We start from the raw sequence: 17,818 nt of genomic DNA on the forward strand, positions 1-17,818 counted from the left end.
TCCCTTCGATGGTTTACCGGAAAAAACGTCTACTCCTTCTTCGGCTTCCTGATCGAATGGTATGCAACGTATAGTGGCCTTGGTTGCTTCTTTTATGGCTTCTTCCGTTTCACTCGTTCCATCCCAGTGCGCCAGAATGAAACCACCCTTTTCGAGTTGCTCCTGAAACTGGTCGAACGTATCCACGATAAACGTATTCTCCTGACGGAATGCTTTAGCTTTTGCGTAGATCGTTTCCTGGATATTGTCGAGCAGGTTTTTGATATGCTCGGTCAGGCCATCGAAAGGGACCGTTTCCTTGGTTTTCAGGTCGCGACGAGCAATCTCTACCGTTCCATTTTCTAAATCGCGTCCGCCCATCGCCAGCCGAACCGGTACACCCCGAAGTTCATATTCGGCAAATTTCCAGCCGGGTTTGTTCGCATCGGAGTCGTCGTATTTCACAGAAATACCAGCCTTTCTCAGCTCCTGCACCAACGGTTTGATCTTGGCAGATAGTAACGCCAGTTGTTCGTCGCTCCGGTAAATTGGCACGATAACAACCTGGATTGGCGCCAGTTTCGGAGGCAACACCAGCCCGTCATCGTCGGAATGCGCCATGATGAGGGCCCCCATAAGTCGCGTTGATACCCCCCAGGAAGTACCCCACACGTAGTCCAGCTGGTTTTGTTTATTCAGAAACTGTACCTCGAATGCTTTGGCAAAATTCTGCCCCAAAAAGTGCGAAGTTCCCGCCTGAAGTGCTTTCCCGTCCTGCATCATGGCTTCAATACAAAGCGTATCGTCAGCCCCGGCAAACCGTTCGTTCGCTGTTTTGGTCCCTTTGATAACCGGCAAGGCCATCCATTCTTCGGCAAACTGGGCATAGATGTCGAGCATCTGCCGCGTTTCAAACTGAGCTTCTTCGGAAGTCGCGTGAGCCGTGTGGCCTTCCTGCCATAAGAACTCAGTGGTGCGCAGGAATATTCGGGTGCGCATTTCCCAGCGAACAACGTTGGCCCATTGGTTGATGAGCAACGGCAGATCGCGGTACGACTGAATCCAGTTCTTATACGTACTCCATATCACGGTTTCCGAGGTTGGCCGGACAATGAGTTCCTCTTCGAGTTTGGCCTCGGGATCAACGATTACACCCGAACCATCCTCGGCGTTTTTGAGCCGGTAATGCGTAACCACCGCGCACTCTTTGGCGAATCCCTCAACGTGCGAAGCTTCTTTACTCAAGAAGGATTTGGGAATAAACAGCGGGAAATAGGCATTCTGGTGACCGGTCTCTTTGAACATATCGTCGAGAGCCCGCTGCATTTTTTCCCAGATGGCGAACCCATAGGGCTTGATGACCATACAGCCCCGCACGGCCGAATTTTCGGCCAGATCGGCTTTTTTAATTAGTTCGTTATACCACTCGGAGTAGTTTTCACTACGGGACGGAAGCGCTTTTGCCATGCGTGAATGATCAGAACTGGTCAGGAATGGATGAATAAAACAATGAGTTTGCACCTGGTTCAGCGCGCAATCATTAACTGATTGACACGACCCGCCGATGATGGCTACCTCTGGGTTCTTCTCAACTTTCCTACGACTATTTCTGACTTTATTTTAAATAGAATTAAACCTTTAGTAACAAAATGGAATCTAATGTACAAGAACTTGCAAAGATAGGTTTTTAGTCTATTTTTGTAATCAAACAGGTCATTCCTGTGTTATATATTGAAAGAGTTCTCAATATGAGCCTTTACTACTTCAATTCCCTGGCTAAATGAAAACGCAACCCTTATATCGCTACCTCTCTCTGGCTGCGCTGATGGGCATCTGGAGTTGTAGCTCCAGCAAGCAAACAGCCCAAAATGCGGGAGAGATGGATGATTTGTATGGCAACTCCGGCAATGCCGCCGTTTATACCAGCAACTCATCTGATTATTCCTCCGTTGCTCCCCAGCAATCGCGCCGGCAACAACGTTTATCCCGTAATGCCAACCCGGATTATGTGGATGATCAGCAATACAATTCAACTGGAAGCAACAACACGGACGAGTATTATGCTGACCTGAGTGCCCGCAAGCTCAACCGTGGTCTTTCCCCCGATCCGGGCTGGAATGATACGGGCACAAATGCCTACAACTCAGGTTTTGTCAATGGCTATAATTCAGCTACAGCCTCAGCTTATAGCTGGAACCGCTGGGGATTCAACAATACTGGCTTTTACAGTGGACTAGGGCTTGGCCTGGGCTTGGGTGCATTTGGTGGGTACGGTGGCTACAACAGCTTTGGCATAGGCTTCGGTAGTCCTTTCTACTCGCCTTTTTATGGCAATTCCTTTGCTTATTCGCCATTCGGTTACTCACCTTTCGGCTTTGGTGGATACGATTCCTTCTACAGCCCCTATGGGTACGGTGGCTATGGCGGTTTCGGCAGCCCGTTCTATTCTCCCTTTGGCTATGGTGGATATTACGGAAGCCCTGTTTACGTAAACAACGTATACGTCGCTGGTGCTGATCCCTACCGGAACCGTACCTACAACCGGACAACTGACCGTTCGGCAGGTCGTTTTAGTGCGCCATTTGATAATTCGGCCCGTACCTACAATCCAAACGGTGGTCGTAGTGCCAATACAGGTTCAGCCAGTACAGCAACGCGCAGTAACAGCGACGGGTATTATGCCCGTCCGAGTAACGGTAGCAGCCGGGGCTCTTATTACTACGACAATAGCGCCAGCGGAAACGGCCGGGCGGCAGCCAATAATTCCTCAGCTACAGCGCCAGCCTACAACAGTAACTCAGGTAATGTTTATTATTCACGGCCGCGGGAAAGCAGCCGGGGTAGTTACACACCTTCTACCGGAAACAGTGGTTACAGCGGTGGTGGCCGGAGCAGCTACCAACAAGCTCAGCCAAGCTATCAGCAGCCATCGTATCAAAGCCAGAGCCGGGGTAGTTACCAGCAGGCACAACCCACTTATCAGCAACCTAGCTATAGTGCGCCAAGCCGGAGCTACAGCGCACCAAGCTATGGCGGTGGTGGCGGAGGAGTTTCCTCCGGTGGCGGTGGTGGCCACTCAAGTGGTGGTGGCGGACGTGGTCCGCGCTAGTACGCTAAATTAATTTTTGAAAAAATCCCCGCTAATCAGGACAATTAGCGGGGATTTTCGTTTTGTATTTGTCGTGATGGCTACCTAATTGTCCGCTTCGAATTAAACGTTGAGATCTTGATTCGTTCTAAGGCCTAAAACCTGTAGTACACGCCACCAATCGTATTAAAATCATGAATAAACAGTTCCCCTTATCGGTAGCCCTCGTGCTATTGTCTCCGCTGGCGTTTGGTCAGGGAGCGGCTTTTGACTACGCTGATGATGCGTTTCGCTATTCTGACTTTACCCAATCAGGTACGGCCCGTTTTCGGGCTCTCGGTGGAAATCATGCTGCCCTGGGTGGCGACGCCAGCAATCTATTTGGTAATGCCGCTGGTCTGGCCTTCTATAATCGGTCTGAATTAAGCATTAGCCCCATGTATACATCTGTCAATAACCAGAATTCATTTCTGGGGCAGCAAACGAACAGTACGGGGGGCAAGCTTAGCATTGGCCAATTAAGTCTTGTGTTAGCCGGAAGATCAGACAATAACCGACGCTGGCGCCGGACAGCTTTTGGTATTTCCTATTCCCAATCCGCCAACTTTTACAACTACACCGATGCGCGTGGGTTGAACAACAACCCCAATTCATCGATAGCGCAAACGTATGTTAACGCGGCCAACAACGCCCGATATAGTGAAGCGCAACTATCCGATGCCTTCTTTCCCGGCGACCGCAGCGCTGACTTTAGAGAAGCGGCCGCCTATGGCCTGTTCCTCATTAATCCCACTGATTTAGGAACGAATGGTTCAGGGCCACCTTACACGCGTTTCGATGCGACGAAGCAAAAAGACCAGCGGGCAACGCTTACTCGTTCAGGAGCGCATTCTCAATGGACGATTGCGTATGCCGGTAATCTAGATGACAAATTATACATCGGCGGCTCTATTGCACTGACCCGGTTGAAGTACTCGTCTGAATACATTTTCTTAGAACGGCCTGTGAATGGTGCTGTCTTTGATAACTATGGACAAACAAACACCTTTAACGTTACGGGTAACGGTATAAACGCATCACTTGGCCTGATGTATAAATTGAGTCCGCAATTGCAGGTAGGTGCCACGGTCGTAACGCCAACCTTCAGTAGTGCCAACGAAGTGTTTGGCCAAACGCTGACAGCTGTGGCTAAAAACCCGAATCCAGAGAATTTTACCCTCAAGACCAACAGCGTGGATGTGATCGACCCATCCAATAATTTCGAGTATTCTCTTCAGACACCTTTGCGGGCCTCTGGTGGAGCTACTTATTTTTTAGGTAGTGGCAAAATAGGATTCATCACCGCAACGGCCGAATACGTTGGCTACCAGGGAATGCGGGTTCGTACATCTTCATTCACCAATCAGCAGGACAATACCGATTTCAAAAATGACGTGACTGGCTTCGTTAAGGAGACGTATCAAAATGTCGTGAACGTACGGGCCGGGGCCGAAATTCGGGCGGGCTTGCTTCGGTTAAGGGCGGGTGTTGGCTATTTGCCCAGCGCATATAAAGTCGACCTCGACCGCGTAGCAAAATCGGACCGGGATAAAATTCAGCTATCAGCTGGGCTAGGTATGCGCAATGACCGTTTCTTTGCTGATCTCGCGGGCACATACCTGACCTACAAATCAGGTTTTACACCCTTTGAACTGCCCAGTGCCGTCGATACACCAACCGTTGCAACAAACAATCGGAGCACGAGCATTATGTTATCTGTCGGGGTGTTTTTCTAGAAAATCAAAGCATAACGTAAAAATGGCGTCCCGTGGGGACGCCATTTTTACGTTATAACAATTTACCTATTCGTTGTAGAATCTCATCGCCGGTTGTTTCGCCGGATACAACAACGGTCGCCTGATTATAAATGGGAAATCGCGCGGTGTAGCGTTGTCTCAGGTTAGCCAGCAATTCGGGGTCGCCCGGCCTGTGGAGTGGGCGGTCTTCCTGCGCATGCACGACCATTCGTTTTACCAGAATCTCCACCGGAACATCCAGAAATATGGATATACCGGTAGCGTTGATGTAGGTCATGTTATCATGAAAGCAGGGCATCCCGCCCCCCGTCGACACGACCAGACTCCCCCCCGGCTTGATGGTTCGTAGCACCCGGCGCTCGGCCTCCCGAAAATAGTCTTCGCCCGATTCGGCAAAAATCTCAGCGATTGACCTTCCCTCCTCGCGGGTAATGAGTTTATCGGTATCGACAAAACGATAGTGCAGAGCATCGGCGACTCGCTTACCCAGGGTACTCTTGCCAGATGATGGCATCCCAATCAGGAAGATGTTTTTCATATACTAAAGAGCGAAAGAGTGAGAGAGCGAAAGAGTGAACTGCTGTTGATAGCACCACTCTTTCGCTCTCTCACTCTTTCACTCATTTTACTTTTTCCAGTACTGCAGCCGCGTCCGGCGTTGAATTAAAGTGCCATTTACCCCGAACAGTGCCGTTACTTAGCAACCAGGTTCCCGGATTCGAACGCATGATCGTTTTCAGAACCGTAGCGTCGGCTTTGTAATACGGCACGGTTTCCAACTGGAACTCCTTCCGGAATGCCTTGATTTCGTCGTCGCTGGTTGATGTCAGAATGTACGGCTTTACCGATGATCCCTGTAGGCCTTCTACCAGCGAGCGAATAGCAGGCAGACTACCCGCATCAATATCCTTGATGTTTTTAACAATGATGAAAAGCTTATTACCGGTGAAAGTTTCCTGTGTAAAATCACCTTCGTCATTCCAGATGCGGTAATCGGTAATTTTGGGTTTGGCATTTGGGTTCACCAGAACCATTTCCTTGAACGTATAACTCTGGTCGGCCGGGTATTGCTCAAATTCCGTTGTCTTACCACCCTTTTCCATCAAATACTTGTACCGCAAGGGCTCTGATGGCTTCATTTGAGCTGGAATGCTTTTGCCAACAGCATACGGCAACATATCGATAGGCGGTAAAAACTGAACGGCATAAATACCGAGTCCCAAGGTGAGTACAATCGTTAACCCGACGAGCCAGCCCGTATTGCGGGAACGAAGACGGTTCCGGTGACCGATAATAAACAGAATCAACACCATCAGAACGATGTCTTTCCCAAACGAAGTCCAGGGCTTCAACTTAATGGCATCCCCAAAACAACCGCAGTCGGTCACACGGTCAAAGTAAGCGGAGTAAAACGTCAGGAACGTGAAGAAGGTAATCAGGAAAAACAGGAGCCAAACTGTCACTTTAGGTTTGTAGGATGCCAGTAGCGCCACGCCCAGAATAATTTCGGCAGCGCAAAATAGCACCGACATCGCCAGCGTGAAGGGAACCAGCGCCATGAAAAAGTCGTGCATGAACGGTAGATCCTGCGCGAACACTTCGAAATACTCTTCAAACTTGATCTGTGTACCGACAGGGTCATTGAGTTTGATAAGGCCCGAAAAAATAAAAACGATACCGACCAGAATACGGGCGATACGGGCGGCAATCAACATGGGTGGTGTGCCGGTCTTAACTTTAGGTTGCGAGGTTGTCGGGTTCATAGTATACAGTTCAGAATGACTCGTAATGAAGAATAGCAGGTGGCTTATTCCAAACACAACATTCTTAACGAATCATTCTTAACTCATTTGTCATTTTTATCAAACAAAAAACGGCGTAGTTGATCATATCCATATAATTGGCCTCAACGCCTTCCGAAACTAATGTATTTCCCTGATTGTCCTCAATTTGCTTCGTACGCAGAAGTTTCATCAAGATAATGTCTGTCATGGAACTGACCCGCATATCACGCCAGGCTTCACCATAATCATGATTTTTGGCAAATAACAGATCAATAACCCGGCCAATTTCAGCGTCGTACAGCTTTTCAAGTTCATCCGTCGGAATGTCGTTTCCCACCAGGTTAGCCGTATCGCCCGCCAACTGGATCTGGATCAGCGCCATAACGCAGTAATTGATGATGCCGACAAATTCAGGTTCGATGCCTTCTCCCACGCGGCTGACGCCCGTTTCCTGTAAGGTTCGAATGCGTTGCGCTTTAATGAAGATTTGATCGGTAATGCTTGGCAGACGCAGAATTCGCCAGGCGGTGCCGTAGTCCTGGTTCTTTTTCAAAAATAAATCTTTGCAGCGTTGGATAACCTGCCGATATTCGGATTCAGTATTATGCACGGTTTTCAGTTTATGGTCTTCGGTTTACCTTCACGTATGGGTTCGTTTACCGTGAACCAAAAGCAGTAAACCCGAAACTCATTTTATGCCGAAAGTTACGAAAAAAACGCTGAACTGCCGGGGACGGCTTGTCGATTTGACCCAGCCCGCCGTCATGGGAATTCTGAATATAACCCCCGATTCGTTCTTTGCCGGTAGCCGCGTATCACTTGACAACACCGTTAGAGTGGCCGAGCGCATGCAACAGGAAGGAGCCACGTTTCTGGATATTGGCGGCTACTCGACCCGGCCCGGTGCCGCAGAAGTCAGCCCTGCCGAAGAGGCCGACCGGGTGTTGCCCAGTATTGAGGCCATCCTGGCTGCGTTTCCCGATGCACTGATTTCGATCGATACATTCCGGGCATCGGTGGCGCGGCAGGCAGTGGCAGCGGGGGCAGCTCTGGTCAACGACATTGCGGGGGGAACACTGGACCCAGCTATGTTTGGCACCGTTGCTGAACTGGGTGTTCCGTATGTACTTATGCACACGCGCGGCACGCCCCAAACCATGCAGTCGATGGCGACTTACAGCGATGTAGCCACCGAAGTTATCGACGAACTGGCCATTCGCCTAACCGAACTCCGCTCCTTGGGCCATAAAGATATAATTCTGGACCCCGGATTTGGGTTTGCGAAGACCCCAAGTCAAAATTTTGAACTCCTGCATCATCTGGATGATTTCAGGCTATTTGACGAGCCGATACTGGTTGGTCTCTCGCGTAAAACGACGATCTGGAAAACCTTGAAAATCAAAGCTGAAGATGCCCTGAATGGTACGACCGTCATAAACACGGTAGCTCTTCTGAAAGGGGCCTCTATCCTACGGGTTCATGATGTCCGGGAAGCGGTAGAAGCGGTAGAACTCACTCAGCAATTAACTTTTTTTTAACATTTACTTGCGCTTACAAAAACAAAACCCTACTTTTGCATTCCCAAACGACAAACAGCTGGTTTGTTGAAGCGGGTAACGATCTGGTAGCTCAGCTGGTAGAGCAATACACTTTTAATGTATGGGTCCTGGGTTCGAATCCCAGCCGGATCACAAAAGGCCAAAGCCGCTCACCTGAGCGGCTTTTTTTATGCTCCTCGAACAAGCTTTTTCTACCTGTTTAGGCTTACCGGCTTCGTTCGAAGTACGTCTTACTGCAATCGGCAGAGAGTCGTAAAGCACAAGAAGAATTATATTGTACGCTCGATAGCCAAAGTCGCGCATCAAATCCGGCAAAAGTTCATGTCAAATACAGTACTATAATAGGCCATTTATTGCCATTTAGCGATAATCTGTTCAGAATACAGTTCACAATAATTGATATATTCCAAGAACAATTATAATCAAATTCACAATTAAGACCGTTTACTATTAAATTCCGGCAAAAGCGATTTTTGCCAAATTTTTTTAGTAGTATATTGCATGACTTTGTCACAAACGCCCGTCAGCCCGGCTACCATCTTCTGATTTAATTTATAGTCTGGGCTACCTTTTAATTTAGCTTTTCTCAACAATCGTCCCTGTTTTTTACGATTTTGACAATCAAAATCGAGAAACATTGACCTTACCCAACACTGTTACGACCATGTCTGATCAGGTTGACCAACTGGCGGGACTCTACCGCCCTGAGTTTGAACACGACAATTGCGGTATCGGCTTTGTGGCCCATATCAAAGGCCGCAAGTCTCACAAAATTGTGTCGGATGCTCTCCAGATGCTTCGGCGTATGGAGCACCGGGGTGCCGTAGGTTCCGAGCCAAATTCGGGCGACGGCGCTGGACTGCTTATCCAGATTCCGCATGAATTCTTCATCGATGAAACCCGTAAGCTGGGCGTTCACCTACCTCCTGCCCTCGAATACGGTGTAGGGATGGTGTATTTTCCGAAAGACGTCTGGCTCCGGGAGGAATGCCGGGCGGTACTCAACCGGAAAATGAAAATGCTCGGCCTGGAGCTTCTTTGCTACCGGATCGTACCCGTCAACAACAGTGACCTTGGCAATGGGTCCCGCTCGGCAGAACCCCAGATGGAGCAGGTGTTTATCAGACGCCCGGCCGACATTACCAATCCTGAAGATTTTGAGCGTAAACTTTACATTCTTCGTAACTACAGTACCCGCATCATCAATGAAACGATTGCGGGCGTTGATACCTTTTATTTCTCGTCGCTTTCGTGCCGTACGATTACCTATAAAGGTCAGTTGACGACCCTCCAACTGGAGCCCTACTTCCCGGATCTCCAGAATGAGGAAGTTGTTTCGGCCCTTGGCGTTGTGCACTCGCGCTTCTCGACCAATACATTTCCATCCTGGAAACTGGCCCAGCCTTTCCGGTATATTGCCCACAATGGCGAGATCAATACCGTGCGTGGTAACGTAAACTGGATGAAAGCCGCCGAAGGTCTTCTTGAATCGGCCAAGTTTACGAAAGATGAGATGGACATGCTGTTGCCGATTTGCGATCAGCGCCAGTCCGACTCCGCCAACCTCGACAACGCGATTGAGCTCCTCGTTATGAGTGGCCGGTCATTACCGCACGTGATGATGATGCTTGTTCCCGAAGCCTGGGATGGCAATGATCACATGGACCCCGTTCGGAAGGCGTTTTATGAATTCCACGCAGCGCTTATTGAGCCCTGGGATGGCCCCGCGTCGATATCCTTTACGGACGGTCGCATCGTTGGTGCCACCCTCGACCGGAATGGTCTTCGCCCATCACGTTTCTGGGTAACCAATGACGACATCGTTATTATGGCCTCGGAGGTCGGCGTTCTGGATATCGATCCGGCGAAAGTCGTGTCGAAAGGTCGTCTGCAACCGGGCAAAATGTTCCTGGTCGATATGGAACAGGGCCGGATCGTATCGGACGAAGAAATAAAAGAAGAAATATCGTCCCGCAAGCCGTATCAGGCATGGCTGGATGATAACAAAGTCAGGATTCAGGACTTGGAATCGCCCATACGGACGTATAGTAACTACGACCCGGCCAAGTTACTGCGGATGCAGCAGGCTTTCGGTTTCACGTCAGAAGACCTTCGTATGATCCTGGCTCCCATGGTCGAAACGGGCAAGGAAGCCCTTGGCTCCATGGGGACCGATGTACCGCTGGCGGTGTTATCGGAACAGAGCCAGCACATGAGCCACTACTTCAAGCAGTTGTTTGCCCAGGTGACCAATCCACCGATTGACTCCATCCGGGAACGGTCGATCATGTCGTTGATCTCATTTGTTGGTGCCACGTACAACCTGTTGAGCGAATCACCCAAACATTGCCGTCAGGTCGAACTGGATCAACCCGTACTAACGACGAAAGAGTTTGACAAACTCCGGTTTATCGACAAGCCAAACTTCCAGGCCAAGACCATCAACTGTCTGTTTACGGCCGATGGCGAGGGAAAATCACTGGAGCGCGCCCTTGACCGTATTTGTCGGTATGCCGAAGATGCCATTCAGGATGGGTACTCGATTCTGGTTCTATCAGACCGGGCGATCGACTCCAGCCATGCCCCGATTCCATCCCTGTTGTCTACGTCAGCGATTCACCACTACCTTATCCGTCAGGGATTACGGGGTAAGGTCGGTATTGTCGTCGAAGCGGGTGACGTTTGGGAAACCCACCATGTAGCTACCCTCATTGGGTATGGCGCGTCGGGCGTGAACCCGTATATGGCGTTTGAAACGATTGCCAACATGAAGGAAAAAGGGTTGCTCCAGGTGGATTATGACCTGGACAAACTCTATAAGAATTACATCAAAGCGGTGAACGGCGAATTACTCAAAATCTTCTCGAAGATGGGTATCTCCACGCTGCAATCGTACCAGGGCGCTATGATTTTCGAGTGCCTCGGCTTAAACGAAGACGTGGTTAGCCGGTACTTCACGGGTACGGTGTCGCGCATCGGCGGGATGGGTCTGGATGAGATCGCCCGCGAAATTCTGGTTCGTCACTGCGTGGCTTTCCCGGATATGCCGGTGTCGGCACCCCGGCTGGAAGTGGGCGGTATTTACCAATGGAAGCAGCGGGGCGAAAAACACATCTTCAACCCGGACACCATTCACCTGCTTCAGCAATCGACGCAGAAGAATGACTACTCGATTTTCAAGAAATACTCAAAACTGATCGACGACCAGTCGCAGAAAGCCATTACGCTGCGCGGTCTGCTGAAGTTCAAAAAGGGTGCCTCCGTCCCGCTGGACGAAGTTGAGCCTATCGAAAGCATCTTCAAACGCTTTGCGACGGGTGCCATGTCGTTCGGGTCTATCTCGTGGGAAGCGCACACGACCCTGGCCATTGCCATGAACCGTATTGGTGGTAAAAGCAACTCGGGCGAAGGTGGCGAAGACGAACTGCGGTACACACCCCTGGCCAACGGCGATAGCATGAATTCGGGTATCAAGCAGGTTGCCTCGGGACGCTTTGGTGTTACGAGCTACTACCTCACCAACGCCCGTGAGCTACAGATCAAAATGGCGCAGGGAGCCAAACCCGGCGAAGGTGGTCAGTTACCCGGCTTTAAAGTCGATGACTGGATTGGCCGGACCCGCCACTCCACGCCCGGTGTAGGCTTGATTTCGCCCCCTCCTCACCACGATATTTATTCGATTGAGGATTTAGCGCAGCTTATTTCCGATCTAAAAAATGCAAACCGGGCGGCCCGGATCAGTGTCAAGCTGGTATCGGAAGCAGGCGTTGGCACCATTGCCGCCGGGGTTGCCAAAGCCCACGCCGACCATATTCTGATTTCGGGCCACGACGGCGGTACGGGAGCTTCTCCCCTCTCGTCGATCCGCCACGCGGGTCTGCCCTGGGAACTGGGTCTGGCTGAAGCGCACCAGACACTGGTGCGCAACAAACTACGCGGTCGCGTAACGGTGCAGGCCGATGGGCAAATGCGGACTGGCCGTGATCTGGCCATTGCCGCACTACTTGGAGCCGAAGAATTTGGCGTGGCCACAGCCGCACTGGTGGCTACGGGCTGTATCATGATGCGCAAATGCCATCTGAACACTTGCCCGGTAGGCGTAGCTACGCAGAACAAAGAACTACGGGCGCTCTTTACGGGTAAACCCGAGCATGTAGTTAACATGTTCACGTTCCTGGCCATGGAACTGCGCGAGATTATGGCCGACCTCGGCTTCCGCACGATCAACGAAATGGTTGGTCAGGCACAAATGCTCGAAACGCGCGAAAACCTACCGCACTGGAAGTACAAGAAAGTAAACCTCAACGCGCTCCTGTATAAGGAACCGACTAACCTCGATGTAGCGCTTTACAAACAGGAAGAACAAAATCACTACCTGGACGACGTCCTCGACCGGAAGCTGATTGAAGTGGCGCAACCGGCACTAGCTTCGGCCGAATCGGTTTACGGTGAGTTTACCGTACAAAATATCGACCGGAGCATCGGCACGATGCTGTCCAATGAAATCTCGAAAGTATACGGTGGTCCGGGTTTACCCGACAGCACGATTCATATCAAGCTGCGCGGAACCGCCGGCCAGAGTTTTGGTGCTTTCGCAACTGCCGGCATCAAACTGGAACTGGAAGGCGATGCCAATGACTACTTTGGCAAGGGGCTTTGTGGGGCTCAACTGATCGTGTATCCCGACCGAACAGCGCAGTTCAAACCGGAAGAAAACAGCATCGTTGGTAACGTGACCTTCTACGGAGCTACTTCGGGTGAGGCTTTCATCCGGGGCATGGCGGGCGAACGGTTCTGCGTACGCAACTCCGGGGCTAAAGTCGTGGTTGAAGGCGTGGGTGACCACGGTCTCGAATACATGACGGGGGGTCTGGCCATCATTCTGGGCCAAACGGGCCGCAACTTTGCCGCCGGTATGTCGGGGGGTGTAGCCTATGTTTACGACCAGGACGGCACGTTCGCGTCGAAGGTTAACCCGGAAATGGTTAACCTTGAAAACCTTACGGATGAAGATCAGGGTATCATCCGCGAATACGTCGAGAAGCATTTCCAGTACACAACCAGTAATGTGGCGCTCGCTCTGCTTGAGAATTGGGACGCGCAGATTAGCCGGTTCGTGAAAGTAATGCCCGGCGATTTCAGCAAGGCACTGGCTGGGCGGGGTATTGCGCTGGCCGATCAAATTCGCGACAAAAACATTGTTTATCAGGATATAACGGTTGATGTGACGCACGGGTAACGGCGAAATATTATTATGGGAAAACCTACCGGATTTTTAGAATTTACGCGTGAACTACCCAAAAAGCGCGACCCGCAGCAGCGGATTCATGACTATAAGGAAATTGAGGTTCAGTTCTCGGAACAGGACTCACAGCGGCAGGCCGCGCGTTGTATGGACTGTGGTACCCCGTTCTGTCATAGCGGTTGTCCACTGGGCAATATCATTCCTGAATTCAATGACGCGGTCTATGAACAGAACTGGGCTTATGCCTACGAGATTCTGGCCACGACCAATAACTTCCCGGAATTTACCGGACGCATTTGTCCCGCCCCCTGCGAAGCATCTTGCGTGTTAGGTATTAACAAGCCGCCCGTTGCCATTGAATTCATTGAGAAATCGATTGCCGAAGTGGCCTTTGAGCGCGGCTATGTCACGCCAAAGCCGCCCAAGGAACGGACGGGAAAACAAATCGCGGTTGTAGGCTCCGGTCCTGCCGGGCTGGCCGCGGCTTCTCAGTTGAACAAAGCCGGTCATACCGTAACCGTTTTCGAACGCGCCGATCAGCTTGGAGGCCTATTACGCTACGGTATCCCCGATTTCAAACTGGAGAAATGGACCATCGACCGTCGTTTGGCAGTTATGGAAGCCGAAGGAATCACGTTCAAAACCGGCGTTAATGTTGGCGTACATCTGAAAGCCAACGATTTGCTGGACCAGTTCGACTTGGTTATGCTCACAGGCGGGTCAACCGTGCCGCGTGATTTACCCATTCCCGGTCGCAACCTGAAAGGCATCTACCCGGCTATGGAGTTCCTTAGCCAGCAGAATAAGCGCAATGCCAATCTGCCGGTTGAAGTCGATCACCAGGGTCAGAAATATAGCGATGGCGACTTGCTGGCTACCGGCAAAAACGTTGTCGTTATTGGTGGTGGCGACACGGGTTCCGACTGTGTTGGTACATCGAACCGGCACGGGGCAACCAGCGTGACGCAAATTGAGCTGATGCCAATGCCCCCCAAAGAACGGGCAGAAAACACCCCCTGGCCCAACTGGCCAATGATGCTCCGCACCAGTACCTCCCACGAGGAAGGCTGCGACCGCCATTGGTCAATCAACACAAAAGAATTTATTGGTGATGAGCAGGGTAACCTGAAAGCACTGCGCATTGTCGACCTGACCTGGAAAAACGAAAATGGCCGCATGCAGATGGTCGAATTGCCCGGATCGGAACGTGAAATTCCCTGTGAGTTGGCCTTGCTGGCCGCGGGTTTCCTGCATCCGCAACACGAAGGTCTGCTGGATAACCTTGGTCTGGAATATGACGAGCGGGGTAATGTAAAAGCAACGAATTACCAATCCGTAAGCAACCCTAAAGTGTTTGCCGCTGGCGATATGCGCCGGGGTCAATCGCTGGTGGTGTGGGCAATTTCGGAAGGCCGCGAAGCCGCCCGTGCCGCCGACTGCTACCTGATGGGCGAAACCATGCTTGAAGCCAAAGCCGTTTCGATGATTGCGGTGGAGTAGAACTTAAGCCGTTTCAATCTACAATAATGGCATTGAATAACTAATTCCAAGCCCGGCGTCGTAAGATGCCGGGCTTTTTGTTTGGCTTAACTAATTGCTAATCAACAAAAAGGCAATTACTTCGTTTCCTCCTTAGTGCAGGTATGCAGAAGTCATTCCTTACAAGACAATGAAAATGGAAACGAATGAATCTGATGACAAGTCAATCGATTCTCCCCATGATCTGAGTGCCCAGCGTTTCTATCATGGTACGAAAGCTAATCTGAAACAGGGCGACCTGATCAAACCCGGCTTTCCTTCCAACTATGGTAAGCGAAAGAAGGCGTCCTATATTTATCTGACTGCCACGTTAGATGCTGCGATTTGGGGCGCTGAACTAGCTTTAGGTGAAGGGCCCGGCAGAATTTATACCGTAGAACCGACTGGCCCGATCGAAGACGACCCCAATTTGACGGACAAAAAGTATCCGGGTAATCCAACAAAGTCATACCGCTCCCGAAATCCGCTTCGCGTTACGGGCGAGGTCGTTGATTGGCAAGGGCACTCTCCCGAGTCCCTCAACGCGATGAAGGAGAACCTTGAACGACTTAAACAATTGGGTATCGAGGCAATTGAAGACTAACGCCTAGCTACCAGCCAGTGGTGAACCGAAAAGGCCGACAGCCAGTTCGATCCAAACAAGAACGAGTACCACCAAAATCGCTCCATAGATAGCAATCCGGTAATTCATGCGGTTTACCTTCCTGATCACAAGCTCACCCGTCAGACCCGTGCCGAACAGCAGTATACCAGCCACAATAAAATCGAAAGGACTCCATTTCACCTCATTAGTGAATTGCATCGCAATAAGTGGCACAGACAGTAAAAGTGCTACAGTGAGCAGTATACCGATCAGTCTTCTGTTCTGAGTAAGCATAACCGTTGTTATTTATAGTAAAAAGTTCATGAACCAAATGTACTATAAAGTACTTTGTATTTCAAAGTGAATAGGAGAAAATAATTTTTAAAAGCCCATTTTCCACAAAAAACAACAGAGGTTCTGTAGGTGAAAATCGACTCCCCTATGAGTTACAACGTTACCGGCTCCTCTTTCTCGTCGAAAAACAGGTAGTTCAACAAATCACAGTAAGGTTTTATGATGCGCGAGCCGCGTACGATTTCGTCGGCGAAATTTGGTTTTAGCACCTCTTTATCCGTAAATCGATGTATAAAGAAAAGCTCTTTCCGGCGCAGCAAGTCAATGTCGGGATGGTCGGCGGGGTATCCTTTGGGCGTAGTTTTCATAACCTCCCCTGACGCTTCCGGAAAATACGATTTGAACTCCTCAGCCTCGATGATCGTCTTTAATTCCTCAACGTTATAATCTACCTCCTGCCGGAATTTGGCGAGATTAGCGGGTGTTGGCTGCCACATGCCCGCACCCAGGAACGATTGGTTGCCCGGTTGAATGTGCACGTAGTAGTCGATCCGGCCCGAATGCCGACCACCGGGTCCAATGGCAAACGCCAGATTGGACTTGTAGGGAGCCTTATCTTTTGAGAAGCGAATATCCCGGTTGATCCGAAAAATGCAGTCTTTAACGGCTGTGTTAGCCAAAGGTTCAAACGGACTTAGTCCAGCCAGAACTCGCTCAACTACGCCACAAAGCTCGGTTTTGGCCGCATCGTAGCGAGGGCGGTTAGCCTGAAACCACTCCCGATTGTTATTTTGAACGAGTTCGCGCATGAACTCCAGAGTAGGCGCCGTGAAGGCCGCTTTTGAAGAAGTCTTTGTTGTCATAACCAACCAAAGATACGGAAGATGCCGGAGGGATGTATGGCCCGAAATGAACTATTTAGCTTCGACCCGACCAAGTGGATGAGTACTCTCCAACAGTTGGTGAATCGCAGTAGGCCAGGCGGGGTCGTTCGGGTAAAGAGCGCTTTGTAGATAAGCCCAAGTAAGCCGTTGGACCATCGCTACCCGCTGCGGATTCTCGTCCGTTGTTTCGGTCACTAAATACCCGCTGATTCCGCCTAGCATATGTTCGGCCCCAAATAAACTTACTAACCAGTTAGCCCCAGGGCTCAAATGAAACGCATCGGTAAACCAATCTGGTCCTCGTAGGGTCAGGGGGGAATAGTCCTGGTCGCCGGCCACCACTAGGGTGGGCGTGGTCAATTGCGCATAACTCTGATTAAGGTGATGAAAGTGTTCGGCGCCAAAGGGACTCAAGTCCTCCCCTCCCTGGCCACCAGTACTCAGTAGTATCCCCACTTTAATGCGGGCATCGAGCAGGTCCTCGCCCAGCCGGCCATCCGCCTGGATAACGCGAGTACCCAGGAGTTGGCCGACCGTTTGAGCACCAAATGAATGACCAACGGCGGCAATGCGGGTCAGGTCAAGACGTCCCGTCAAGCTTGGGAAAGCTTCTTCAAGTAAAGCCAGTTGATCAAGAATCTGTTTCATATCGTCTACGCGGTAGCGCCACATAACCTCTTTTCGAGGATCATTCAGATAAGCGCTCACCGCTTCACGATGAGAGGCTTTCGGAGCCGAGCTGAGCGTTCTGGAATCGAGAAAGGTTGGCTGAATGACGACAAAGCCGTGAGCGGCCCAGTAGTTCACCAAGGGCGCGTAGCCGTCTGCTGATGAACCGAAGCCATGGGCAAAGAGAATCACCGGAAGGTGAGAGCCCGTAACCGGGGCAGACACCCGCAGTTTTAAATCGTTGCCCCGTTCCGGGGCGGAGAGGGTAATCGGGTGCAGCGAAAGAACCGGCCTTTGTGGGGTACCCGTTTCATCCTGGATAGGTGTTATTGGCGCACTCATATGTCATCTATTACGGATTCAGTTCAGTGGCAAAGTTCACACCTATCGCTTTACTT

At 50.7% G+C, this 17,818-nt stretch carries 13 protein-coding genes and 1 tRNA gene; 7 read left to right on the forward strand and 7 right to left on the reverse strand.

The features are described from left to right. Window positions 1–1,446, reverse strand: a 1,446-nt coding sequence (gene proS, locus ACYU8Y_RS17260) for a proline--tRNA ligase (protein WP_460939299.1), incomplete at its 3' end; no start/stop codon positions are given. Between the two features lie 313 nt (window positions 1,447–1,759). Between proS and ACYU8Y_RS17265 the strand changes: the two genes are divergently transcribed. Beyond that, window positions 1,760–3,088 (forward strand): hypothetical protein, encoded by a 1,329-nt coding sequence (locus tag ACYU8Y_RS17265; RefSeq protein WP_460939300.1) that lies wholly within the window; start codon window positions 1,760–1,762, stop codon window positions 3,086–3,088. Between the two features lie 173 nt (window positions 3,089–3,261). After that, on the forward strand, window positions 3,262–4,842 hold the full coding sequence (locus ACYU8Y_RS17270) for a hypothetical protein (protein ID WP_460939301.1): 1,581 nt from the start codon (window positions 3,262–3,264) through the stop codon (window positions 4,840–4,842). 52 nt (window positions 4,843–4,894) lie between these two features. Here ACYU8Y_RS17270 and ACYU8Y_RS17275 read toward each other — a convergent pair whose 3' ends face one another. From ACYU8Y_RS17275 to ACYU8Y_RS17285, 3 genes are all read right to left on the reverse strand, one after another. Next, on the reverse strand, window positions 4,895–5,401 hold the full coding sequence (locus ACYU8Y_RS17275) for a shikimate kinase (protein WP_460939302.1): 507 nt from the start codon (window positions 5,399–5,401) through the stop codon (window positions 4,895–4,897). Between the two features lie 82 nt (window positions 5,402–5,483). Further along, window positions 5,484–6,626, reverse strand: coding sequence for a BT_3928 family protein (locus tag ACYU8Y_RS17280; protein ID WP_460939303.1), 1,143 nt, complete (start codon window positions 6,624–6,626; stop codon window positions 5,484–5,486). Between the two features lie 64 nt (window positions 6,627–6,690). After that, window positions 6,691–7,257, reverse strand: a complete 567-nt coding sequence (locus ACYU8Y_RS17285; protein WP_460939304.1) for a DUF1599 domain-containing protein — start codon at window positions 7,255–7,257, stop codon at window positions 6,691–6,693. Window positions 7,258–7,342: 85 nt separating this feature from the next. Here ACYU8Y_RS17285 and folP point away from each other — a divergent pair, with 85 nt between their 5' ends. From folP to arr, 5 genes are all read left to right on the forward strand, one after another. Continuing rightward, a complete protein-coding gene (gene folP / locus ACYU8Y_RS17290) occupies window positions 7,343–8,185 on the forward strand; it encodes a dihydropteroate synthase (RefSeq protein ID WP_460939305.1) in 843 nt (280 codons plus the stop codon). A gap of 80 nt (window positions 8,186–8,265) precedes the next feature. After that, a tRNA-Lys gene (locus tag ACYU8Y_RS17295) sits at window positions 8,266–8,338 on the forward strand. 532 nt (window positions 8,339–8,870) lie between these two features. Beyond that, entirely contained in the window at window positions 8,871–13,445 is a 4,575-nt protein-coding gene (gltB, locus tag ACYU8Y_RS17300; RefSeq protein WP_460939306.1) for a glutamate synthase large subunit, read from the forward strand. A gap of 15 nt (window positions 13,446–13,460) precedes the next feature. Further along, window positions 13,461–14,951, forward strand: coding sequence for a glutamate synthase subunit beta (locus ACYU8Y_RS17305; protein WP_460939307.1), 1,491 nt, complete (start codon window positions 13,461–13,463; stop codon window positions 14,949–14,951). Window positions 14,952–15,156: 205 nt separating this feature from the next. Next, complete coding sequence (arr, locus tag ACYU8Y_RS17310; protein ID WP_460940314.1) at window positions 15,157–15,573, forward strand: NAD(+)--rifampin ADP-ribosyltransferase; 417 nt, start codon at window positions 15,157–15,159, stop codon at window positions 15,571–15,573. 3 nt (window positions 15,574–15,576) lie between these two features. On the opposite strand, the gene ACYU8Y_RS17315 is transcribed toward arr, so the two are convergent. From ACYU8Y_RS17315 to ACYU8Y_RS17325, 3 genes are all read right to left on the reverse strand, one after another. Further along, on the reverse strand, window positions 15,577–15,867 hold the full coding sequence (locus ACYU8Y_RS17315; RefSeq protein ID WP_460939308.1) for a hypothetical protein: 291 nt from the start codon (window positions 15,865–15,867) through the stop codon (window positions 15,577–15,579). A gap of 152 nt (window positions 15,868–16,019) precedes the next feature. Then, the gene (locus ACYU8Y_RS17320; protein WP_460939309.1) at window positions 16,020–16,730 is read right to left on the reverse strand and encodes a DUF2461 domain-containing protein; all 711 of its coding nucleotides are present in this window, start codon (window positions 16,728–16,730) and stop codon (window positions 16,020–16,022) included. Between the two features lie 51 nt (window positions 16,731–16,781). Next, window positions 16,782–17,762: an alpha/beta hydrolase family protein gene (locus tag ACYU8Y_RS17325; RefSeq protein WP_460939310.1), complete on the reverse strand. Its 981-nt coding sequence runs from the start codon at window positions 17,760–17,762 to the stop codon at window positions 16,782–16,784. Window positions 17,763–17,818: the final 56 nt, after the last annotated feature.

The organism is Spirosoma humi (assembly GCF_054776575.1).